The following is a 23,832-nucleotide window of genomic DNA, read 5'->3' on the forward strand; positions in this document are numbered from 1 at the left end:
TCTTGATGAATACAGTTTCCTTAATATTCCCGGATTGTTATCTAAAAGGAAATTACTGCCGTAAGGTGATTAATGAGCGTCTCCCAGATTACTGATCTTTTAGACAAACAACAACTTAGCGTCATACAAAAAATAAAAACATACAAACCTGTCTGTATGTTAAAATTAATTTTTACATTTGTGCCATGAAAACAAGTGCCGTAAGAAACCAGATCGTAGAAACCGCATCCAGATTGTTTTATAAGCAAGGCTATAATGCCACCGGCATTAACCAAATTATTGAAGAGGCAGGGGTTGCGAAAGCATCCTTATACCAGCATTTCCATTCAAAGGAAGATTTGCTGGTAGAATACCTCACTGTAAAGGGGGCAGAAACCAATGCTGCACTGAAAGCCGAAGCTGAAAAATTTGAAGCACCGAAGGAAAAGGTACTCGCCGTGTTTGACTTTTTAGCGGAGGTATCCGTGCAGCCGGAGTATTATGGCTGTAATTTCCTGAATATTGTTTCGGAACTGCCGGTTGACAGCGAAAGGGTACGGGAAATCATACGCAAACAAAAAGATGGTGTAAGGGCCATGTTTGCAGATATATTGAGGCCCGTACATAAGGAAAAACTGGCGGACGAATTGTATATGCTATTCGACGGTGCACTGATCACCAACAAGGTACACGGCAATGCCTGGCCAATTCAGACAGCGAAAACACTGGTAGAAAAAATCTTATAACTAAACATCAGCCAACTACGGCAGCCGAATTGAAAAAAAATTTAACTTAATTAAAACAGACTTGTCTGTTTGTTATTATCAATAAACAAATAAAAAGAATGAAAACAAAGATCATCGTCGCCTCGCTATTGCTGGGCAGTGTATTTAATTCAAGCCCTGTAGTACATGCAGCAACTCAAGCGAAACAGGCGGCTCATCAAGCAGCTAAAGTAAATGGTACTGCAGGCGTGTATTTCTGGACCATAAAAGTGGATGGTTTAGACATCTTTTACCGGGAGGCCGGAGATAAAAGCAAACCCACCATTTTATTGCTACATGGCTTTCCATCTTCTTCCCACATGTTTCGCGACCTGATCAGGGACCTTGCCCCTAACTATCATTTGATCGCGCCGGATTATCCGGGCTTTGGACAAAGCAGTGCGCCGGAGCCAACAGCATACAACTATACGTTTGATAACCTGGCTGCAACCATGAACCATTTTATCGACGCGCTGGGTTTAAAGCAATTTAGCCTTTACGTGCAGGATTATGGTGGCCCTGTAGGCTTTCGCATCGCAAGTGCAAGGCCCGGATTGATCCAGTCCATCATCGTGCAAAACGCTAACGCCTACACCGAAGGATTGGGTGATGCACTGAAGCCTTTAGTGGCCTATATTCAAACCCCCGGCGAATCCACTATTGGCCCGGTTAAAGGGTTCTTAAGCATAGAAGGAACCAAATGGCAATACACCGATGGTGCGGAAGATGTGTCGGAAATAGACCCCGACAGCTACATCACCGATCAATATTATTTGAACAGGCCGGGCAACCAGGATATACAGCTTGCTTTGTTCCGAAACTACGGTACTAATTTGCCCTTATATGCAACATGGCAGGCCTATTTTAAGAAATACCAGCCATTGACCCTGGTTATTTCCGGTAAAAACGACAAGCTTTTTGTAGCCGCGGGGGCAATGGCCTATAAAAAGGATCTCCCGAAGGCAGAGATTCATTTGTTGAATGGCGGCCACTTTGTGCTGGAAGAAAAACACGAGGAAGCGGCCGGCCTCATCAGGTCATTTTTGTTAAAAAACAACATCAAATAATTTATTTGTGAAATTAAAGCAGACTGGTATGTATGATATATGAACGAATACATTGCATTTTTCCTGTTAAGGGCCGGGTTAGGCCTTAACATATTGCTTCACGGGCTGGTTAGGCTTAAGAATGGCCGTTCATTATTCGTAAACGCACTGGGCAGGGAGTTTGAAGGCTCAGGCTTGCCGCCCGTTGTTACAATAGCCACCGGCAACAGCCTGCCTTACCTGGAAACCGGTATCGGCTTGCTACTGGTATGCGGGTTGGAAACTCAGGGTGTACTGATAGCGGGCTGCCTGTTGATGTTTCTCTTACTTACCGGCAAAAGCCTGGTTTCGGATTGGGCCACGGTTACTTTTCAAATGATTTATATCCTGGTGTACTGCATCCTACTGTTTTACCTGCAATTGAACCGTATTTCAGCGGACGTATTTTTCTCGCTGAAACCTTAATTCTTATAAATATCAAACCATTTTAAAATGAAAAAAACAACAATTTACTACAAAAATGAAACCGTAAACGGCGTCAATATTTTTTACCGGGAGGCCGGGAGCAAAGAGAATCCTACAATATTACTATTGAATGGGTTCCCTTCATCATCTATTTCTTTCCGCGACCTGATTAATGACCTGGCAGGCGATTACCATTTGGTGGCACCGGATTACCCGGCGTTTGGAAACAGCGACGTACCATCTCGAGATGAATATGAATATACGTTCCATAACCTGTCAGTCACGATTGAGAAATTTATCGACCAGATCGGTTTGAAGCAATTCAGCTTATACGCTTTTGACTATGGTGGCCCGGTAGGTTTCAGGATCGCCGCCCGCAGGCCCGAGTTGATCCAATCATTGATCATCCAGAATGCGAATGCTTACATGGAAGGTATCGGCCCGGCTTTCGGATTGGCGATGCCGTTTTTACAAAACCGCAACGCTGAAACAGAGCAACCGATCAGAGGATTAATGACCCTGGATGGCATCAGGATATTCTATTTTGACGGGGCTGAAGACCCGGAAAAAATAAACATGGATGGCCCTGTGATGGACTTGTATTACCTAACCAGGCCGGGACTGATAGATATTCATCTAGACCTGTTGCATAACTATTCCACTAACGTGGCTGAATATGCAAACTGGCAAAATTATTTCCGCACCCATCTGCCGCCTACTTTGCTCACCTGGGGTAAAAATGATCAGTTCTTCCCGCTGGCTGCTGCTGAAGCTTACAAAACAGACCTGCCGCACGCCGAACTGCATGTTTACAACACCAGCCATTTTGCCCTTGAGGAATATCATGCGGAGATTGCGGAGAATATAAGGGAGTTTTTAACCAGGAATAATATCCGGTAGATTAATTAACCTGTTTCCCGTTCTTGTCAAACCTAATGATGAGTGCGGGAAACTTTATAAAAGTAAGTTATGAATAACGTTTCCTATATAGCGGCTACAATGATGGTTGGGATGTGCCTGCCGGTTATGGCATCCAGTAACGGCGCATTGGGAAAGGCACTGGGTAGTCCGTACTTGGCGACTTTATGCGCCTTTTTAATCGCGGCGATAATAGTAAGCTTGGTGATAACCGTTACCCGCACGCCTTTGCCTGGTATCGCGCAAGTGTTAAGTACGAATTGGGTGATGTGGCTTGGCGGAGTTATCATCGCCATGAACATCTTAACCTTCAGTATTGTACCCCAGAAGATTGGTGTGGGTAATACCATCATTTTTTTTATCGCCGGGCAAATCATCTCATCGGTGCTTATAGAACATTATGGCTGGCTGCATTACGCTGCGCACCCTGTAAACTGGGCTCGGGCGGGTGGTATCGTACTTTTGGTTACCGGCGTAATACTGATCAAAAAGTTTTAGGCTTCGCAAAATTTCAACTTACAAAATAATCCTATAAGTATGGCAAAGAAACAAATAATATCAGAAAATGAGTTCAGGAATGTGTTTTCCCGTAGAGGGTTTATCGCAACTATCGTTACCGGCTTACTTGCCACACAAATCCCCTTAAAAGCGGTAGGCTCCGGGAAGGGATCAAGATCAAATAGCGTGAAGAAAGCAATTTTATTTGATGGCTTTGTAATTTTTAACCCGGCACCAGTATTTGCGCTTGCCGCAGAATTGTTTGGAAGCCAAAGCACTGAATTAGTTGCCCTATGGCGAACGAAACAATTTGAATATTCGTGGATATTGACTGCGGCCAAACAATATAAGGATTTTTGGCGGGTGACGGAAGATGCCCTCACGTTTGCAGCAGCAAAAATAGGCTTGGCCATGACTGATGAGAACAAAGCGCGGTTAATGAACGTCTATTTAAATCTCGACATCTGGCCTGATGTTGTTGCAGGGCTGGAAACTCTGAAAAAGATGAATATCAGCTTGTCCTTTCTGTCCAACTTTACGGTGGACATGCTTAAGTCTTCCTTAAAGAAAAACAATATCAGCCAGTATTTCGACCATCTGCTAAGCACCGATGAGGTACGTGCCTTCAAGCCGAGCCCCGCTGCCTATCAAATGGGGATCGACACTTTAAAACTACCCAAGGATGACATCGTTTTTGCGGCCTTCGGTGCCTGGGACGCCTGCGGCGCTAAATTCTTCGGTTTCCCCACATTTTGGGTAAACCGGGGCGATAGCACTCCCGAGGAACTGGGGGTGTCTGCAGACGTAGTTGGGAGGGAACTGCCGGAACTGATCGCCTATATGAAAAAATAGCGAGTACGGCGTGCCTTTTAGCGAAATGGAATTGACTCGCGCAGTAGCGGGCAAACGGGCTGATTTTTGAAAAAACAGCTTCCTGCCGGTTGAACGCCTCATTAAGTGTGGAGGCATCCCATATCAAAACTGGCTTGCATTAATTCAAATAGAATAAAGGCCAATCGCTTTTTGTCGACAACAATGCCAGGAAACAAAAGGAATCGAATAAACTGAGAGATCTTCTATATTAAATTTTAAGATCAAATAAAAATGACCTTTGGTGCCCTGGTGATTTTTTCTCTTGCTGCCTGCAAAAAAGATGAAAAATCTACGCTTCCTACAGAACAGCTGAATAACAACACGGTAGAAACTGTACTGAATTCCCAGCCGCTCGTAGAATCCGGGACCTTCCAGGGATTAGTACGCCTGCGTTTATCCGGCTTGACCAATCGACGAATAAGTAATGTGGCAGTTGCTTTAGCCGGCATCGTGAATTATCGAAGGTACATAATCGATGCTGATTGTTTTAACATTGGCCGCATAACCGGTGATTTCTTATAAATTGATGTAAGGTTTCCCGGAATATGTCGTCTAAACTGCTAAAACCATAATTATTAATCATCATGAAAACACCAAATTTCTTAAAAATAAGCATTATCGTGCTCTTGACATGTACGATTTTGGCGGGTTGCAAAAAAGGGAGTACGCCAACCGCTACTTTGAATGAGAGGATTGATGCGTCCCAATCTAAACCTGCAAGCAATAGCGGCGATTTTAGCAATGGCCCATACGGCACCGTCACGGGTACTGCCAGGGTCTTTTTAACGGGAGGCAAATATCAACTGGCCCTGGAGGGTTTTTCTACCAGTAACGGGCCGGATCTTAAGGTTTATATCAGCCAGGAACAAAATCCGGTTCATTTTGTAAACCTTGGGTCGCTAAAATCTACTTCCGGCAACCAGGTGTATGATATCCCTTCGGAAGCGAACGTGAAAGATTACGCATACGCTTTGATCTACTGCCAGCAATACCACCATTTATTCGGTTATACACAACTCACTTTTTAATCGGGGCATATCATGAAAACTATATATCTATTTGCTATTGCCATGGTAATAGCCTTAAACGGGTTTGCACAGGGCTGCAGCGATGCAGGGTTTTGTAGCCTTGGCGTATTGAAAAATAATATTGAAGATACAGTAGGCACATTGCCCAAAAAAAATGCTATTGACTTTGGCATAAATTACGGGTTAGGAGAACAGAATACCAGCACGATCAATACTTATGTCCAATACCAGGTAAATTTAAACAATCATTTTTCTTTTCAATCAAAATTAACCGCAACGTATGCTACTGGCTTTTTAGGGCATGCATTTAATATCGGCGATGTGTACGGAACGCTCAATTATACACCCCGTTTAAATTCGGCCAATAGCCTTAATTTCATTGGCGGCATAAAGATCCCGGTGAGCACCGGGAACGATAAAAATAATGAGGGCAAGCCTTTGCCTTTAGATTACCAGGCAAGTATCGGCACTTACGATGCCATTGCAGGTGTTAACTATATCGTAAACCGGACATGGGAATTCGATGCGGCTGTACAGTTGCCTGTCATACAAATAAATAAAAGCACGTATTTCCCTGATGAATATAATGACCCGAGGGCACTGGAATTCGCGCCAACCAATAATTTCAGGCGAAAAAGCGACCTGCTTGGCCGGATTGGTTATTACATCCACTTACCACAGTCTTCCCTTACGCTTAAACCCAGTCTTTCAGCGGTTTATCATATTGGAGATGATACCTATGAAAACAAATTCGGTTACAAGACTTCGATCGATGGATCACAAGGGCTTACATTAAATGGCAGCATTGTCGCCACAAAGACTTTCAAAAATGCGAACCGTTTTGAAATTGTTGTCGGAACGCCGTTTATCGTGAGAAAGATAAGGCCGGATGGATTGACCAGAAGCGGTGTGATCAATTTTCAATACACAATTGCTTTTTAACTTAATGATGATCCAACCATGATTGATCAAACAGCGATCCGGCTATTAAAAAAAACAGATGCCATCCCCTACGAACTTTTATTGCTTGCAGATGAGGAAATGCAGGCTATTGAGCGTTATATATTCCAATCGGCTATTTATGCGGCTGAAACCGGCGGCATCGTGATTGCTGTTTACGCACTTTATCCCATTGACGAACGCAGCGCAGAGATAAAAGCCATCGCTGTAAACGAGGCTTGGCAGAACCAGGGGATCGGCAAGCTGTTGCTCAAAGATGCAGAGACCAGGGCTACGGAGCAGGGTTTCCGCGAACTAATCATTGGTACACCTACCATCGCCGGAAAGCAATTAGCCATTTACAAAAGAGCAGGTTTTGAATTATTTGAAATCAAAAAAGGATTCTTTTTGACCTATTATTCAGCACCGATATTTGAAGATGGCGTCCGGCTAACGGACATGGCTATGCTTAGGAAGCTGCTGAGATAAATTGGGCTTATTTTTTTAAAATACCGTAAGCATTCCAGCTCGTTCACGACTAAACTCGTAAAAACATCGCATGGAAAAATTAGGAGTGTTGGTACGCCTTGAAGCAAAGCCGGGGAAAGAACATCAGGCAGCAGATTTTATTATAAGCGCACTATCGTTAGCGCGGCAGGAAACATTTACGGTAACCTGGTTTGCTTTGCAATTAGGCCAGTCAATTTTTGGCATTTTCGACACATTTGAATCTGAGGAGGGGCGTATTGCGCACTTGAGCGGGCCAATAGCGCAAGCTTTAATAGCAAATGCGCCCGACCTTTTGGCCACCGACCCGCTAATTGAAATGGTAGACCTGTTGGCCGTGAAATGAACAGATTGCTGATTATGAATACATTTCGGGCAATAAAAACGATTTTCTTGAATTGGTAATACCCTTCAAACCAAGCTCATGTATTTTTTTGATGAGTAACTTTGATTCCTGACTTTGGGTCATACCTGGAACCGGTGAAGAGCTGTTTGCATTCAGAAAAGTAGTAAAATTAAGCTTACCTGCCCATGCTTTTATCGTATTCCTTGAAACCCGGTATTTACGGCTGGCTCCCAAGCAACTGATCATCCCAGTTTTTATCTCTTCTACAATCTTTATTTTGGTCTGTTCTTCGACCTTGTCAAATGGCTTGCGTCTTACGACAGCCGCTACTTTCTTTTTCTTCCCTGGAATTGTTTTCATTTTCTTGTCTTTAGTGACAAGCTATAGCAGGACGAGACAATTAACCATTTATGAATTTAAAACTGTAAAAAGTTGAAAACATCGCAGTCTTTTGGTGGGCATTTAACCATCAAAAAGAAAAAGCAAAAAATGGCGTTGCCAGCGTTTATGCCATTGTTACCGTTATTAGGAAGAGCAGCACCAACAATCCGTTTCAATGGTTATAACAAACCCTTATGCAGCATCTGCGCCAACCAGGCCACCTGGCTGTCGCTTTGCGGAAATTTTCCAAAAACGAGTACTTCCTGTTCAAAACTTTTGAAGGCAGCATTCAATGTTTCTGACAAAAAATCAATGTCTTCCTTTGTCAGTTCGCCAATATCCTTGTTTTCGACGCCCCATACGATGATTTGACTGACAACGGCAACCTCTTTTTCAGCAAATCTCCTCAATTTGAATATAAAGCCTGAAGGGTCTAAACGCAAGTCGTCAATGGCTAACTTGTACTTTGAGACCATCTGACGGAGGTTCTTTAATTTGGTGATATTAAAAGATTCGATATTAGCCGAAAAGGAGCGCCTTTTACTGATGGTAGCTTCGCTCTCCGCCAGGCAATTCAAAAAAATCTTCTCGCAAACCGCATCCAGCACTTCCTCCTTATTTTTAAAGTAATGGTATATGGTGCTTCGGCCTTTCTTACATTCATTAGAAATATCCTGCATGGAAACCCGGAGATAACCGTAACGCTCAAAAACCGCTTCAGAAGCTAAAACTATTTCTTCCCGCACCTGATCATTTTCTACTCTTTTCATAGTCGACAAAAATACATTATTTGTTCAATACGGGTGTCGTCTTTTATTATATGGGCGCAAAGGACCCGACTTAAGGAATTTATGACAATTAAATTGGAAAAAATACAAATACAAAAAATGTATATTTGTCGAAATTAAAATAAGTTGGTTTCGGGAAGATGGATTATTGTTCACCCCAATAAGGTAGAAAAAGAACGAAATCTGATGTTTCCTATGAACAAAAAATCGACAAAAAAACAATAAACGTTCAATTAACTCAATGAAAACAACGATCACACTGGCCGGAGCGGTATTAACTGCCCTATGGATTACCGGCTGCTCCAACAACAGCAAATTGAAGCCGGGACCTGATACCCTCACGGTAAAAGTATTTAATTTGTCGGCAGAGGCCCAGGCAATCAATGATCGCATTGTTTATGACGGAACCCTGGAAGCAGAAAAAACGATCGACCTGAGTTTCCAGGTTTCGGGTACCATTTTGTCATTCCCGTTCAAAACTGGTGATTACGTTAAAAAAGGTCAACTGGTCGGGTCTGTGGATGAAACCACCTACCGCAGCCAATACAACGCACAACTGGCGCAGGCTAAACTGGCCAATGAAAACTATACCCGTATCAGCGAGGTTTTTAAAAAGGGAAGCGTTGCCGAGATCAAAATGCTGGAGGCTAAGTCCAATTACGAGCAAGCGACTTCAGCTGCTAATGCAACCTACCAGAATATAGCACATACACATCTTTACGCCCCGGTAAGCGGATATGTTGGCGCTAAAATGGCAGAAGCCGGTGCGGTGGCCAATCCAGGCCAGCCGGTGTTACAATTATTGGATACCCATTCGGTAAAGGTGCTAGTCGCCGTGCCTGAAAGTGAGATCAACCACTATAAAGCCGGAACCCCGGCATTCATAAAAATCGATGCGCTCGGCGATCAGACTTTACAGGGTAAAGTGACCGAAGTCGGCGTGCTCGCTTTGAACGGCAGTGCCAATTACAATCTAAAAATAGCCGTACCCAATACCAGCGCCCAATTAAGGCCAGGCATGCTATGTAAAGTGTCATTTGGCGCAGCAGATAAAAAAGGGAATACCTCAGTAGATACTAAAGAGATCATCGTACCTGTACAGGCTGTACAGGTTGACGATAAAGGAAACAACTTCTTATTCATTATGAATGCCCAAAATGAAGCGGTACGTAAAGATGTGACCACCGGACAACTTTACAGCAACGGTATCGCCATCAAGTCAGGCCTGTCAGGTAACGAACAAGTGATTACCTCCGGCTATCAGAAGCTTGCCGATCAAACCCCTGTTATCGTTAGTAAATAATCGCCTATCATGAAGAAGAACTCGAATTTAATAGCATGGGCGATGGAGTACCATGTGTTCCCGCTTGCGCTATCGGCCATATTGGTGCTGCTCGGCCTATCCGGGCTGTTCAATATGCCCCGAAACGAATTTCCGGATTTCACTATCAGGCAGGGCCTCATCGTTGGGCAATACCCCGGCGCTTCATCCAAACAGGTAGAAGAGCAATTGACAAAAAAAGTAGAAGAATACCTTTTTAGTAATAACGAGGTTAACAAGAAAAAAACCTACTCCTTTTCCCGGGATGGCGTGATGTACATCTTTGTGGAGGTAGCAGATAACCAAAATGCTATCCAAACCAAAGCGTTTTGGAACAAAATCAAAAACGGGATGCTGATCCTGCAAAGCCAGCTTCCTAAAGAAGTTAAAGGCTTCTATATCGATAGTGATTTCGGTAACACCTCTGCCATGCTTTTGTCCGTAGAGTCAAAGACACGGCCCTATAAGGAACTGCTTCGTAATGTAGAAGACATCGAGGCAGAACTGAGGCAGGTACAGGACGTTGCCAAGATATCCCATACCGGCAACCTGAACGAGCAGATCACCATTTATGTAGATAATAATAAACTGCTGCAAAAAGGGGTATCGATCAATAATGTGATGCATGTGCTACAAAATGATGGCGCTATTAACGCCACCGGTAAAGTAGAAGGAAAGGTGGTAGATGAGCCTATTCATTTGAGCACCTACTATAAAACCGAGGCCGAGCTTGCTGAACAGATCATCAGGCAGGACCCCGGCGGCAACTCAGTGCGCCTTCGTGATGTGGCTACCCTGAAACGTGAGTATGACGAGCCGGACAGCTACGTAACCTCCAACGGCACCAAATCCATCGTGATATCACTGGAAATGATCACCGGCAAAAACATTGTACAGTTTGGTAAGGAGCTGGAAGAACATATAGAAAAAGTAAAGCAGCATTTGCCGCCTGATATCCAACTGGTAAAACTGGCCGATCAGCCTGAGGTGGTGGATGATTCGATCAGCCACTTTATGAAAGAGTTTGCTTTTGCGCTTATCGGCGTAGTGTGCGTTGCCTTACTCTTGCTTCCTTTCAGGGTTGCCGCAGTTGCAGCGGCAACTATACCGATTACTATAGCCGCAACGCTGGGTATTATGTATATGACAGGTATAGAACTGGACACTGTTACGCTTGCAGCGTTGATCGTGGTGCTGGGGATTGTGGTTGACGACCCTATTGTGGTAATTGATAACCACGTAGAAAAGCTGGACCACGGCATGTCGGTTTGGGATGCCGCCATTAGCAGTGCCAAGGAATTGTTTCCATCAGTGTTTACGGCTACGCTGGCCATATCAGCAACCTTTGTACCCCTGGCATTTTTTATGACCGGTACGGCAAAAGATTTTATCCGCCTGTTCCCGGTAACGATTATGATCGCTCTGACACTGTCGCTGATCATCTCTATGATGGTGGTGCCGTTTTTCAATACGCTGTTCATCAAAAAAGGCTTGCTGCATAATAAGGCAGATGAAAAAAGATCTTTCCTGGACCGATTACAGGATTTCTTTAATAACCATATCGGCAATTCTATGAAACACTACAAGCTGACCGTATTTTTTGCGGTACTGTCTGTAGTGATCGGCATAGGGATTATGGGAATATTGCCGCAACAGTTGTTCCCTAAAGTAGAGCGAAACCAATTTGCAATGGAAATCTACCTGCCATCGGGTTACAGGCTTTCGCAAACGGACAGCGTGGTGAAGGGAATGGAAAAAATATTAAAACAGGATAAGCGCATTCTTAATTATACCAGCTTTATCGGCAGCAGTTCGCCGCGTTTCCACTCGGTATATGCACCAAATCTTCCGTCAAAAAATTATGCGCAGATCCTGGTCAAAACAGTATCTGAAGATGCCACCGCAGCGGTGATTGTTGACTATCAGCATAAATACAGTAACCTGTTTCCGGCTGCTTATGTCCGGATGAAACAATTAAACATGATCAATGCGCTGGCAGCTATCGAGGTAAGGATCAGCGGAAATGATATTCCAGCCTTAAAACAGGTAGCCAATCAGGTTTTAGCCATCGGCAAAACGCATAAACAGGTTACCTGGGCCCGGACAGATTATAACGAGATACAGCCAACCCTAAAAATAGATGTAAAAACAGCAGAAGCGGCGCGGCTTGGATTAAGCAAGGGCGATATTGCTAATGCAATAGCCATGCATTCAGAAGGGATTACAGCCACACAGGTTTGGGAAAATAATTACGCGGTAGATGTAAAGATCAAATCGCCTAAACTGTCCCGGACTGACCTTTCAGCCCTGCGTGACCTGAATATCGTAGCGCCACAAACTAAATCCCTGATCCCTTTAAGACAGGTTGCAGACGTAAACCCGGAGTGGAATGATGGCCAGATTGCCCGCAGAAACAGTGTACGTACGCTGACGGTACGTATGGATGTAACCCAGGACGCTGTTGCCAATGCCGTGTTGCAGGAACTGCAACCGGCCATCGAAAAAATAAAACTTCCCGCCGGCGTTGAACTGCGTTACGGGGGCGAACTGGAATTGCAGGGAGAGAACCAGGGTCCAATGGGTACCGCGCTTGGGGTAAGTATAATATTGATATTCCTCATCTTATTATGGCACTTTAAGCACCTTAAACATGCCCTGTTGAGCATTACTACTATGCCATTAAGCTTATTGGGGGCATCTTTTGGCCTTTTTATCATGGGCTATCCCTTTGGCTTTACGTCGTTCCTCGGTTTACTTGCGCTCTGCGGAATTGTAGTTCGTAATGGTATCATCCTGATAGATTTTGCGGAAGAACTACGATTACATGAGGGTAAATCTGTTTTTGAAGCTGCAAAACTTTCTGCCGAACGCAGGATGCGGCCCATCTTTTTAACCTCTTCGGCAGCGGCCGTGGGCGTAATACCGATGGTGATCAGCAGGTCATCCTTATGGGGACCGCTGGGTACTGTGATCTGTTTCGGGTTACTGTTATCCATGTTGCTGACCCTATTCGTGTTGCCAACGCTATACTGGCTGTTCTTCCGCAAGGAGGATCAAAAGCATCCGGAAAGCAAAACACCGGAATCCGTAACTGCATAAGCTCATTATCATGAAAACATTCCTATTATCAATATTCACTTTTACATGTCTGCAGGCCGGGGCTCAGCAGCATATCATGTCCCTGCAGGAAAGCAAGCAGGCTGCCATAGCCTACAGTTACGCTTTAAAAAATGGTGAGCTGAGGATAAACTCTGCAAAAACCGATGTCGCTGCAGCCAAGTCAGATTATCTCCCATCGGTCAGCGCAACCGGGCTGGGTTTATTGGGGTTTAAAGACTTCATATCGGCCGCGCCGCCATTATTGGAAAAAGGTATCAATAACTTTTACCTGTTTGGCGTAACCGGTACGGAATCCCTTTATGCCGGCGGCAAAATTAAAACGGGTAACCAGTTAGCGGCATTGCAGCTACAGGTCAGCCAGATCAGGAAAAAACAATCGGCAGATTCTGTGATACTGCTTACCGAGCAGAAATACTGGAACCTGGTAAATATACAGGAACAGCAGAAAACCATACTGGTCAATGAAGCATTGCTTAACACTGTACTGAAAATGCAAAAGGACATGCTGGCATCCGGATTGATTGCCCGGAATGATCTGCTCAAAGTAAAAGTTCAGCTAAGCCGGTTGCTGGTTAATAAAAGCAAGCTTCAGAACGGCCGTCGGGTGGCCCTGCTTGATTTTTCCATGTATACAGGTATTGCCTTTGATTCGCTCATGGTGATGCAGGATACCTTTAACAAAAACGGCACGCCGGTATTGCCTGCCCTGCAGCCCGATACCAACCTGGCCCGCAATGCCAATTATCAGCTACTGACCAAACGCATAGAAGGCGAGAAGCTACAGACCAAGTTAGCCAATGGCGATAACTTGCCGAGTCTGGCAGTTGGTCTAAGTGCATCACAAACAGGGTCAATCAACAGCGGGATCGGGAGCAACTTTGCACCTGCCAGTTTTGTTACCCTGAGTATTCCCATCTCCGGCGGTTTATGGGGCCGAGGCAAGCAAAAGATGCAGAAGCAAAGGATCAATGAGCAAATAGCTCAAAACGATTTCCGCGACGGACAAAACCAGCTGAGAGTAGGCATTATACGTTATTGGTATGATATGCAGGACCAGCTTACACAAATTAGCTATGCAAAAGACAACCTGGAACAGGCTACCGAAAATCTGAAAGTTAACCAGGATAATTACAAAGCCGGTTTGGCCACCATTTCGGAGGTGCTGGATGCCCAGGCTGCTTATCAGCAGGCCTCAAGCACTGTTGCTACAGCATTTGCTGATTTTTACGTAAGGTCGGCTGTATATAATTATATTACCGCCAAAACTGAAAATCAGCCCTGACCTGAAACTTTAAAAGTTAACAAATTAGCAACCGGGAATGGAAGATAAAAGAAAACGTTTGATTGATATTACTATAGAGCTTTTTATCAACCATGGTATCATCAGTGTAACAATGGATGAAGTAGCGAAAGCTGCCGGTATGTCGAAGAAAACCGTTTACCAATGTTTTGCCAATAAGGGACTCCTTGTAGAAGCTGTTGTTCATCAACTGATCGGTCAATCTAAAAGCATCATCAGTTCAAATACCAATGCCGCAGATGACCCGGTACAGGAGTTGGTTCTTCAACAAGGGCTTTTTAAACATTTGATCGCCTTACGGTACCTTTTTAACGACACGATGTTGAAAAGGTACCCGAGGGCCATGAAAGCTTTCCATGAGTTTAAAATTAATCATCTGAAGATAATTATTGAATCAAATTTAGCGGATGGCATTGCAATGGGATTGTACCGCACTGGTCTGGATGTGCCGGCCACAGCAGCCATCTATATATCCGTGGCAGACTTTTACCTGTTTAATAATACTGTGAAAAAAACAGCTGATATATTTGAAGCGCTCCAGCTATTTATAAACGGAATAATTACCGATGATGGGCGTCGGCTTCTCGCGGATTATACCAAGTAAAAGCAAACGCCTCTATGTAACCTATTGTTAAGCAGGCTAAATCAGGTAGCGCCACTTCGGATATTTTTAAGGATCACCATGATTGTCATTCTCCTATCACAAAGTTAAGAATATACTAAAAAGTATTTTTAATTAGACTTTTTAGTATATTTTTGTATCGTAAAATTTATTAACATGCTTACTAAAGCCGAAAGAACAAAGCAATTCATCCTGGAAACAGCGGCGCCTATCTTTAATCAGAAAGGAATATCCGGTGCTAACATAGACGATGTGCTCGCTGCCACGAAACTGACAAAAGGATGCCTTTACGGTCATTTTGAAGGAAAGGAAGACCTCGCTCTGCAGGTTGTTGACCACATGCTGAATACTAATGGCGAGAAAATGCTACAAACCATTAGTAAAGGTAAAACAGCGAAGGCTAAGGTATTTGCCTTTCTCGATTTTTATAAAGATCCTTTGAATACTTACCTTAAAGGCGGATGTCCTGTATTTAACATTGCAGTTGAGTCGGATGATAACTTTCCGGCTGTTAAAGAAAAGATAGCCGGTGTTATTCGCCATGGACAGGAAATATTTGTTAGTATTTTAAATCAGGGCATTGCCGATGGTGAATTTTCTGACAAACTTGATCCTGCTGTCTATGCATTCAAAGCGGTAGCTGCGGTTGAAGGTGCAGTTGTAATGTGCAGGGCGATGAATACTGCAAAACCGATGGCCGGTTTACTCAGGGACCTGAAAGCGGAGTTAGAAAGTTATGCAATATAATTTTTTTGATATTAAATATACTAAAAAGTCTTTTTTGTAGACAGTGGGATTGTATTGGAGATTAAGTGTTCAACGGACTACCGCATACTTGATTTAGCAAGGGATACAAGCAATCAAAATGAAATAAAATATACTAAAAAGTATAAAATAGAATTTAAACAACTAAAAATCAGGGTTGGAAACCTGCTTCCTGATCTATTTGAAATTAAAACAATGAATGAGCAAATTATTTTCGAGCCATATAATTTAAATGGCCTTGCACTAAGCAACCGCATAGTAATGGCACCTATGACGCGCAGCCGGTCTGCTAATCCGGGCAATGTGCCAACCGAACTGACAGCACGCTACTACCAGCAGCGCGCCTCGGCAGGGTTGATTATCACGGAAGGAACTTACGTCAGCCGTGAGGCTGTAGGGTATGTTAATGTGCCCGGAATTTATACCGAACAACAAGTTGAAGGCTGGAAACTGGTTACCGATGCGGTGCACGAGCGGGGCAGCAAAATTTTCGCCCAGTTATGGCACGTAGGGCGCATATCACACCCTGATCTGCTTAACGGTGAACTTCCGCTGGCGCCATCCGCATTAAATCCGCTTACCAAAGTATTCACCCCCGAAGGCTTAAAAGACACGGTTGATGCCAGGGAGATGACAACTGCGCAAATCCAAAAGACCATTAACGATTTTAAACAGGCTGCCGCAAACGCGGTAGAGGCGGGGTTCGACGGTGTTGAACTGCATGCCGCCAATGGCTACCTGCTGCACCAGTTCTTTAATCTTTACTCCAATAAACGCCAGGATCAGTACGGCGGCACTATAAAGAACCGCGCGCGGATATTATTCGACATTCTTGATGAACTGCGCACGGTAATTGATATCACGAGGGTGGGTGTAAGGTTAAATCCTTCTCTTCACGGCATTCAGGGAATGATGCTCGACGAGGAAACTATCGCCGTCCACGATTATATCGTTGCCAAATTGAATGAATATAGCCTGGCTTACCTACACCTCACCGAGCCTTTTACCGATGTATCGGGCAATCCCTGGGGTATTGAAGAAGTGGCCAAACGTTACCGCCCGCTCTATGATGGCACTATCATCATTAACCGCGGATTTAACAAGACAACAGCCAGCCAGGTATTGAACGACAGTGATGCTGACCTGGTATCATTCGGGGTTCCCTTTATTGCCAATCCGGATCTAGTTGAACGCTTCAAAGCAGACGCGCCGCTCAATCAGCCCGATCAATCAACATTTTATACGCCGGGCGAAAAAGGTTATACCGATTATCCGGTGATGGCTGAACAATAATGCTTTTTAATAATTAAAAGACATCAAAATGAAACACACGATTTTAGTCACAGGAGCCTCATCAGGGATCGGGCTGCTTGTTGCCAACAAGCTTCATCAAGAAGGCTACCAGGTGATCGGCACAAGCCGGAGCCCGGAAAAACACCAGGCGAAACTGCCATTTAAGTTACTGGCGTTGGATCTGAATGACGACCGATCCATCGCATCCCTGGGCAAGCAATTGTTCAGTGAGATCAAAACTTTAGATGTGCTGATCAATAATGCAGGTTACCTGGTTAACGGACTGGCAGAGGAAACCCCCGTTGAGTTAGGCAAGCAGCAGTTTGAAACCAACTTTTGGGGAACGATCAAATTAACAAACGAACTACTGCCTTACTTCAGGAGGCAAAAACACGGAAAAATAATCACGCTCGGTTCCCTGCTGGGTTTAGTCGGCCTTCCTTATGTAGCCTATTATGCGGCTTCCAAACATGCCCTTGAAGGTTACTTTAAATCGCTCCGGTTTGAATTGAACCAGTTCAACATCAAGGTGGTCATGCTTGAACCGATGAGTTTCAAAACCAGCATCGGCGAAAGCGGGACTGTAGCGGAAGGAAATATCAGGGATTATGACCTGTTCAGGAAAAAGATTACTTCATATACCAAAAGCACATTTGATAAGGCGCCGGAGCCTGCGCCGGTTGTGGCTGCTTTATTAAAGGCAGTAAAAGAAAAAAATCCGACATTTAGCTACCCTGTCGGCAAAGGATCGTCGATCATACTCCTGCTTCAGCATTTCGCCTATAAAATCTTCGAAAAATCTATTTTAAAATCAATCAACGCCTCTAAATAATTCAAAAATAAGGATTATGCAAATCAAAGGAAAAACGGTATTGATCACCGGCGGTGCATCAGGTATCGGGTTGGAAGCGGCAAAACAATTCCGGCAACAAGGCGCAAGGGTGATCGTGACCGGGCGCAATAAAACTAAACTCGATGCAGTCAAACGAAGCTATCCCGATATGACGGTCTTCCAAAGTGATGTATCCAATGAAAGTGATGCAAAGAGACTCTTCGAGGAGATCGAGCAAATAGGCGGTATTGACATACTTTATAATAACGCTGGGGTTGGCGTGTCGCCATTAAACCTGGGAGTTGCGAATGATAAACATCTCGAAGGGGCAGTATATGAAATGGAAGTGAATTACTTTGGGGTAATACGCCTGAATAATTTATTTATGAAAATGCTTAACTCACGCCACGAATCAGCGATCATTAATACCACTTCATTGCTCTGTATGGTACCTTCCGTGTTAGAAGCTACCTATTCCGCGTCCAAAGCGGCCTTGTCGTCATATACAAAAACCTTAAGGGCACACCTGCAAGCGATCGGCAGCTCCGTCAAAGTGTATGAGTTGCTTCCACCGCTGGTAGACACCGATATGGTGGCAGATCGGCCAGATAAAAAGATCAGCCCGGAAAAACTGGCGAAAGCGCTCATCGAAGGTTTAAAGAAAGAGCTGTTGACCATCCGGGTCGGCGATAGCAAAGCAGTTTATCTCATCAATCGGCTTTTTCCAAAAGTGGCTTTCGGGTTAGTCAATCCTAAAAAAAGTTACCAGGTGTTAGTATCATAGAAATCATTCCAATCCTAAAAATAAATTAAAAAAAGATCATGCGGGCATTTATAGTCAAAAGCTACGGCAAAAAGGAAAAACTGCATCTCATCGAATTACCTGAGCCAATGGTAAAGGAAAACGAGGTGTTGGTACAAATACATTCGGCAGGTGTCAATTTGTTGGATTCGCTTATAAAAAATGGTGACTTCAAATTGTTTTTACCCTACAAGCCACCATTTGTAAACGGCCATGATCTGGCAGGTGTGGTAACTAAAGTTGGTTCGAACGTCGGCCGGTTCAAAATTGGCGATGAAGTGTATTCAAGAGTGGGCGATCACAGGATAGGTACTTTTGCGGAATACATCGCTGTAAATGAAGGCGACTTAGCCTTAAAGCCTAAAAACCTTACTATGGACGAAGCAGGTTCCATTCCATTGGTTGGCTTAACCGCGTGGCAGGCACTTGTTGAGATCGGGAATGTAAAAAAAGGCCAAAAAGTTTTCATTCAGGCAGGCTCAGGTGGTGTGGGTACATTAGCCATTCAGCTGGCGAAGCATTTAGGGGCCTATGTTGCCACAACCACCAGTTCAGCGAATACTGATTGGGTTAAAAAACTGGGTGCAGACCTGGTGATCGATTATAAAACAGAAGATTTTGAAACCAAACTTAAAGATTACGATCTGGTATTACACAGCAACCGGGATCCTAAGGTGCTGGAAAAATCATTCCGTATTTTGAGATCCGGCGGACAACTGATCTCATTGGTTGGTCCCCCAACCCCGGAATTTGCACAAGAACTGGGCTTGCCCTGGTATTTAAAATTGGTGACAAAATTATTGAGCTTCGGCGCAAAGAAAAAGGCAAAAAAGGCGAATAGCAGTTTCCGGTTCCTGTTTATGCGGGCTGATGGCAATCAACTGGCAAAAATTACATCACTGATAGAATCAGGTGTGATTAAACCGGTAATAGATAAAATATTTCCAATTGAACAAACCAACGAAGCGTTGGCCTATGTGGAATCCGGGCGAGCGAAAGGTAAAGTGGTTATTAAGATTAAATAGATAATAGAATGAAAGCAGTACGATTTCACCAAACCGGAGGGCCGGAAGTTCTGTTACGAAGATGTACCCGACTTATCACCTAAACAAGGAGAGGTTCTGATTAAAATTGAAGCCATCGGCTTGAATTATTCGGATACCATGCGCCGCCGCGGCGACCCTTGTTCCTGTACCGTCACCCACGCCACTTACATTGGGCGTGGAAATAGCGGGTACCTCAGGTTATAAAAAAAGATTTTTTTATTAAGAGAAGGCGATGTTAGCCGTTTTGAAGCTAAACCGCGGGAACCGCCAGCGGATCGGTCATGGCGTAAACATAGTTGGTGATGATCCTCAGGTCGGTCAATAAAATCACATCGATGAGCTGCCTTTAGTGTACCCCCTGGGTAAGGAAGTTATCAACTGCTTCGGGAGCTGCATGTCCTTTGTTCTCAGAGATGCTTTTGCCAGTTTTACCAGGGCTTCAAACTTAGGATCGAAGGAGGCCTGGCCGATTCGTATTTCCATGATTTGCTCATCTGTAAACCCGTTCATTTTTGCAAATTTGCTGTGCGCACTCAGGCAGTATTCACAGTTATTAACCTGGCTTACGATCGGGTTAACGATCTCTTTTTCTTTATTGTTAAGGGAGGTTTTGGCTCCCTGAATTGTTAAAAACGCAGACAGGGCATCAACGGAGTACGCAAAGTTTGCATACAGGTTAGGGACGAAGCCTATTGCTTTAATCAATGTATCGAAGATAGCTTGATTGGCCGCAGAAACCTCGTTTCTTCCGGGCACGTTAAATGTGGTTTCCATAGAAGTAAAATTAGGGGCTGTGCTTTTCTGTTCCTATGCATGATAAAGCGTTTCTGTGGTATCAAACGAATATTTATAGAGCAGCGGCCGATGTGATTTCGGTTTTATTAATACAAACCTGCCGGCAGATAGCTGACCATCAAAAATGAAGCCCGAGGACTGACGAGCTGAATATCAGGACAAACTGAAGCATCTTAATAAAGCTGTTTTTTTGGCAGAAAAAGAAAATGCACGAATCAGCTGATCCGTGCATTAAAAGTAGTATCGGTGTAAACTGATTCCAGTATTACCACTCAAAAACTACAAATAAAATAAGGACGAGACAACATGGGGATATTCCGCATCCATTGACGAATGCATTCCGAAAAAGAGTTCTGAGCGTTCTATTACGCTTTGACCATGCTATCTTCTTGGTTTAGATATTTAAATTTAAAATTTATTAACAGAACCCGCTGCTCTAATGAGCACGAAACAGGGTGGTTAAGTATGCCGGAATATCCAGCACAGGGACTGAATTGTTTATAATTGCGAGAAGTGCTACCGGATAAATATAAGATGATTATTTCAGCTGGGAACGAAGCCGCAATTCGTCCAGGTCTATCTCTCTTGACTGTGGCCCTAAGCTTGCCTTCCACCGCGAATGAGATGGCTTCTTCCATGTCCTTGCGGGTTCCGACGATGGAGCCCCGGATCGTTGTGCCATTGAGTATTCCCGGGTTTGGCCTTTGTTTGCTTTAATCCCTTATAAACGGTAACCCCGGCACAAATTATCGGAGCCATTTCTGTAAATTTAATATGGGAAGGGAAATGCGCGACATACTGCGCGTCAGCCACGACGTATTCGGCAAATCCGCCGTCAACGCTGTAGCCGCCATTTTGTTGGGTTTCGCACAGGGTTTCCCAGCCCGTATAACAGTAGTCGCAACAGCCGCAGGCACTGTAAAGCCAGGGAACACCCACGATATCGCCTTCCCTGATCTTATTGACGCCTTTTCCCAAAGCAACCACGTAGCCGATGGCTTTATGGCCGGGGACTAAAGGCATTTTCGCTTTGGCCGGCCAGTCGCCCTGGCAGGCATGCAGATCTGTATGGCAAATACCGCAGGCGATCACCTTTATCAGGATCTCGTTTTTACCGGGTTCCCTCACGGGCATTTCTTCGATATGCAGCGGCTCTCCAAATCCATGAATGACGGCGGCTTTCATTTTTTTGGGTATCATAAACTTTATATTCGTGTTGGTTTGACAGCACTGAAATTACGTCCTGGTTTATCCAATAAGAAAGCCGGCAAAACTGTGAGCTTTCTTATTAAACGGCTGGGCTAAATTAATAGGCGCTTTCCGGCGTAGTCACCCGGATCAGTTTGGAGTTGACGAATTCGTATATCGCAGCCTGTGATTGCTCCCTGCCGTAACCGGAATGTTTGGTGCCGCCAAAAGGCAGTTCAGGGGCGATTCCGGTCACATGGTTGATATAGACCATGCCCGTATCGATCTGCCTGGCGACCTTAACCGCACGTTCATTATTCGAACTGAACACGCTGCCGCCCAGACCGTAGTCGGTGGCATTGGCCAGGTCAATTGCCGCCTGCTCGTCCTTTACTTTGTAAAACATAAACACGGGGCCAAAGATCTCTTCCTCATACGCCGCAGTTCCAGGCTGTATACCGGTCAGGATCGTAGGCTCCATAAATGCGCCAGGACGATCAATGCGGTGCCCGCCTGCTAAAACGGTCGCGCCCTGTTCTACCGCTTTTTGTACTTGTTTGATCACGTCTTCGACCGCTTTTTCGCTGCTGAGGGGGGCCAGATCGGTTTGTTCGTCCATCGGGTCACCTACCTTTAAAGCAGCGAATTTGGCCTTTACTTTGTCCAGGAACAGGTCGGCTATTCCTTCCTCTGCGATTACCCTTTTCGGCGATACGCAGACCTGCCCGGCGTTCCACATACGGCCACGCACGGCAGCCTCGGCGGCTTGTTCCACATCGGCATCGTCCAGCACGACAAAAGCGTCGCTGCCGCCTAATTCCAGCGTAGATTTCTTGATATATTTTCCGGCAGCGGCGGCGATGGAAGAACCTGCCGGCTCACTCCCGGTCAGCGTTACCCCTTTGATCCTCTTATCGGCTACTAAAACATCAATTTTGCTGCCGGGAATAAATAAGTTCTGGTAAACACCTGCGGGAAAACCAGCTTCCAGGAAGATATCTTCCATGATCTGGGCGCATTGTGGTACGTTTGAAGCATGTTTAAGCAGCATGGTATTACCTGCCATCAGGTGTGGCGCTGCGGAACGGGTGATCTGGTAGAAAGGGAAATTCCAGGGCTGGATACTTAATAAAACCCCGATCGGCTCAAAACTTAAGAAAGCTGAACCCTGCGGGGTTTCCAGCGGCTGATCGGCCAGGAACTTTTCGCCGTTCTCCGCATAATAATCAAAAATAGCAGCGCAAAGCCCCACTTCCGCACGGCTTTCCGTTACCAGTTTTCCCATTTCCAGTGTGGCCAGTTTTTCCAGTTGAACTGATTTAACGCGCATCAAGTGGGCCACACGGCGCAAAAGCTGCGCACGATCCGCCATCGGCGTTTTTTTCCAGGTTTGAAAAGCATGATCGGCAACCGCGATCTTTGATTCGATCTACTCATCGCTCATCATTTCGAAAGATTTGACCAGTTCATTGTTAAAAGGGTTTACCGTTTTTATCGGCGAAGTTTTCGCTGCTGTTTCCATTTTGATTGATTTTAAATACTCTTTCAAAATTAGAAACTCGCTGGCCGGCAGAAATGACACAGAACAACTTTTGAAATGAGCATACTCATTTCTTTCGGCGTGGTTTTTCCTAAAATTTGCCTTGTTAAACAATAGATCATGAGCAGGGAACTGATAGAATTTTCGGACCGGATAGATGAATTGTTCGATCATCAAATGGTTGAACCGGATGATTTTTGGGAACAACCGTGTAACCTGTTTATCTGACAATATTTACTTCTTGCACGTTGCATCCATGCCTAAATATTTAAGCATGTCAGGAAAAGACAAAATACCGGACACTTACCGGGGAAAATAACGGAATCGGAGTTGAATAACATGAAGAAATAGACAACGAAGCGGATGAAACGTGGTGCCTGTTTGACGAGCAACTGGTGGATGCCGAATTATATGCCATCTGGACCAAATTTGCGGCCGGCGTAAGGATATTGATTATATCCTGCAGCTGCCATAGCGGTACAATCATCAAATTTAATAATACCGAGATTATCCGTAAAGGCGCGGAAAACCTTCCGGAACGAGAGGTAGGAAAAGGCGCCGCAGCTATTGAACATCGGACAAAACAATGTGGTCCAGTTTCGTCGACAATAGCCCTGAAAAAGCCACCAAATACCAATTCGATCCGGACCCCAAAGGGTTTTACATCGGTTTTCAA

25 protein-coding genes are annotated in these 23,832 nt (G+C 44.6%); 20 read left to right on the top strand and 5 right to left on the bottom strand.

The window, feature by feature from the left end:
- The first annotated feature begins 185 nt into the window (after window positions 1-185).
- From J3L18_RS02705 to J3L18_RS02755, 11 genes are all read left to right on the top strand, one after another.
- Window positions 186-725: a TetR/AcrR family transcriptional regulator gene (locus J3L18_RS02705; protein ID WP_129570623.1), complete on the top strand. Its 540-nt coding sequence runs from the start codon at window positions 186-188 to the stop codon at window positions 723-725.
- Between the two features lie 98 nt (window positions 726-823).
- A complete protein-coding gene (locus tag J3L18_RS02710; protein WP_129570622.1) occupies window positions 824-1,810 on the top strand; it encodes an alpha/beta fold hydrolase in 987 nt (328 codons plus the stop codon).
- 39 nt (window positions 1,811-1,849) lie between these two features.
- A complete protein-coding gene (locus J3L18_RS02715) occupies window positions 1,850-2,254 on the top strand; it encodes a DoxX family membrane protein (RefSeq protein WP_129570621.1) in 405 nt (134 codons plus the stop codon).
- A 27-nt stretch (window positions 2,255-2,281) separates the two neighbouring features.
- Complete coding sequence (locus J3L18_RS02720) at window positions 2,282-3,154, top strand: alpha/beta fold hydrolase (RefSeq protein ID WP_129570620.1); 873 nt, start codon at window positions 2,282-2,284, stop codon at window positions 3,152-3,154.
- A gap of 69 nt (window positions 3,155-3,223) precedes the next feature.
- The gene (locus J3L18_RS02725; protein ID WP_129570619.1) at window positions 3,224-3,670 is read left to right on the top strand and encodes a DMT family transporter; all 447 of its coding nucleotides are present in this window, start codon (window positions 3,224-3,226) and stop codon (window positions 3,668-3,670) included.
- A gap of 39 nt (window positions 3,671-3,709) precedes the next feature.
- On the top strand, window positions 3,710-4,522 hold the full coding sequence (locus J3L18_RS02730) for a haloacid dehalogenase type II (protein WP_129570618.1): 813 nt from the start codon (window positions 3,710-3,712) through the stop codon (window positions 4,520-4,522).
- A 252-nt stretch (window positions 4,523-4,774) separates the two neighbouring features.
- A complete protein-coding gene (locus J3L18_RS02735; protein ID WP_091169918.1) occupies window positions 4,775-5,065 on the top strand; it encodes a hypothetical protein in 291 nt (96 codons plus the stop codon).
- A 62-nt stretch (window positions 5,066-5,127) separates the two neighbouring features.
- Entirely contained in the window at window positions 5,128-5,571 is a 444-nt protein-coding gene (locus J3L18_RS02740) for a DM13 domain-containing protein (RefSeq protein WP_129570617.1), read from the top strand.
- 12 nt (window positions 5,572-5,583) lie between these two features.
- A complete protein-coding gene (locus tag J3L18_RS02745; protein WP_129570616.1) occupies window positions 5,584-6,513 on the top strand; it encodes a hypothetical protein in 930 nt (309 codons plus the stop codon).
- Window positions 6,514-6,531: 18 nt separating this feature from the next.
- Complete coding sequence (locus J3L18_RS02750) at window positions 6,532-6,999, top strand: GNAT family N-acetyltransferase (RefSeq protein WP_129570615.1); 468 nt, start codon at window positions 6,532-6,534, stop codon at window positions 6,997-6,999.
- Window positions 7,000-7,069: 70 nt separating this feature from the next.
- The gene (locus tag J3L18_RS02755; protein ID WP_129570614.1) at window positions 7,070-7,363 is read left to right on the top strand and encodes a putative quinol monooxygenase; all 294 of its coding nucleotides are present in this window, start codon (window positions 7,070-7,072) and stop codon (window positions 7,361-7,363) included.
- Between the two features lie 12 nt (window positions 7,364-7,375).
- Here the strand turns inward: J3L18_RS02755 and J3L18_RS02760 are convergent, their stop codons facing one another.
- Together J3L18_RS02760 and J3L18_RS02765 are read right to left on the bottom strand one after the other, a co-directional pair.
- Window positions 7,376-7,723: a hypothetical protein gene (locus J3L18_RS02760; RefSeq protein WP_129570613.1), complete on the bottom strand. Its 348-nt coding sequence runs from the start codon at window positions 7,721-7,723 to the stop codon at window positions 7,376-7,378.
- 200 nt (window positions 7,724-7,923) lie between these two features.
- Window positions 7,924-8,514, bottom strand: a complete 591-nt coding sequence (locus tag J3L18_RS02765) for a TetR/AcrR family transcriptional regulator (protein WP_129570612.1) — start codon at window positions 8,512-8,514, stop codon at window positions 7,924-7,926.
- 259 nt (window positions 8,515-8,773) lie between these two features.
- On the opposite strand from J3L18_RS02765, the gene J3L18_RS02770 reads away from it, so the two are divergent.
- From J3L18_RS02770 to J3L18_RS02810, 9 genes are all read left to right on the top strand, one after another.
- Complete coding sequence (locus J3L18_RS02770; protein ID WP_129570611.1) at window positions 8,774-9,835, top strand: efflux RND transporter periplasmic adaptor subunit; 1,062 nt, start codon at window positions 8,774-8,776, stop codon at window positions 9,833-9,835.
- 9 nt (window positions 9,836-9,844) lie between these two features.
- Window positions 9,845-12,952 (top strand): efflux RND transporter permease subunit, encoded by a 3,108-nt coding sequence (locus tag J3L18_RS02775; RefSeq protein WP_129570610.1) that lies wholly within the window; start codon window positions 9,845-9,847, stop codon window positions 12,950-12,952.
- Window positions 12,953-12,962: 10 nt separating this feature from the next.
- Window positions 12,963-14,255, top strand: a complete 1,293-nt coding sequence (locus tag J3L18_RS02780) for a TolC family protein (RefSeq protein ID WP_129570609.1) — start codon at window positions 12,963-12,965, stop codon at window positions 14,253-14,255.
- Between the two features lie 37 nt (window positions 14,256-14,292).
- The gene (locus J3L18_RS02785; protein WP_129570608.1) at window positions 14,293-14,877 is read left to right on the top strand and encodes a TetR/AcrR family transcriptional regulator; all 585 of its coding nucleotides are present in this window, start codon (window positions 14,293-14,295) and stop codon (window positions 14,875-14,877) included.
- A 174-nt stretch (window positions 14,878-15,051) separates the two neighbouring features.
- On the top strand, window positions 15,052-15,642 hold the full coding sequence (locus J3L18_RS02790) for a TetR/AcrR family transcriptional regulator (protein ID WP_129570607.1): 591 nt from the start codon (window positions 15,052-15,054) through the stop codon (window positions 15,640-15,642).
- Window positions 15,643-15,855: 213 nt separating this feature from the next.
- Window positions 15,856-16,953: an alkene reductase gene (locus tag J3L18_RS02795; RefSeq protein ID WP_129570606.1), complete on the top strand. Its 1,098-nt coding sequence runs from the start codon at window positions 15,856-15,858 to the stop codon at window positions 16,951-16,953.
- Window positions 16,954-16,981: 28 nt separating this feature from the next.
- Window positions 16,982-17,785, top strand: coding sequence for an SDR family NAD(P)-dependent oxidoreductase (locus J3L18_RS02800; RefSeq protein WP_129570605.1), 804 nt, complete (start codon window positions 16,982-16,984; stop codon window positions 17,783-17,785).
- A gap of 16 nt (window positions 17,786-17,801) precedes the next feature.
- On the top strand, window positions 17,802-18,569 hold the full coding sequence (locus J3L18_RS02805) for an SDR family oxidoreductase (RefSeq protein ID WP_129570604.1): 768 nt from the start codon (window positions 17,802-17,804) through the stop codon (window positions 18,567-18,569).
- 38 nt (window positions 18,570-18,607) lie between these two features.
- Entirely contained in the window at window positions 18,608-19,612 is a 1,005-nt protein-coding gene (locus J3L18_RS02810) for an NADP-dependent oxidoreductase (protein WP_129570603.1), read from the top strand.
- A gap of 348 nt (window positions 19,613-19,960) precedes the next feature.
- On the opposite strand, the gene J3L18_RS02815 is transcribed toward J3L18_RS02810, so the two are convergent.
- The 3 genes from J3L18_RS02815 to J3L18_RS02825 form a co-directional block, all read right to left on the bottom strand.
- Complete coding sequence (locus J3L18_RS02815; RefSeq protein ID WP_208102514.1) at window positions 19,961-20,407, bottom strand: carboxymuconolactone decarboxylase family protein; 447 nt, start codon at window positions 20,405-20,407, stop codon at window positions 19,961-19,963.
- A gap of 618 nt (window positions 20,408-21,025) precedes the next feature.
- Window positions 21,026-21,628, bottom strand: coding sequence for an alcohol dehydrogenase catalytic domain-containing protein (locus J3L18_RS02820; RefSeq protein ID WP_189549349.1), 603 nt, complete (start codon window positions 21,626-21,628; stop codon window positions 21,026-21,028).
- A 106-nt stretch (window positions 21,629-21,734) separates the two neighbouring features.
- Window positions 21,735-23,045, bottom strand: a complete 1,311-nt coding sequence (locus tag J3L18_RS02825) for an NAD-dependent succinate-semialdehyde dehydrogenase (RefSeq protein ID WP_311086352.1) — start codon at window positions 23,043-23,045, stop codon at window positions 21,735-21,737.
- Window positions 23,046-23,832: the final 787 nt, after the last annotated feature.

This window comes from Mucilaginibacter gossypii (assembly GCF_017569325.2).
GTDB lineage: Bacteria > Bacteroidota > Bacteroidia > Sphingobacteriales > Sphingobacteriaceae > Mucilaginibacter > Mucilaginibacter gossypii.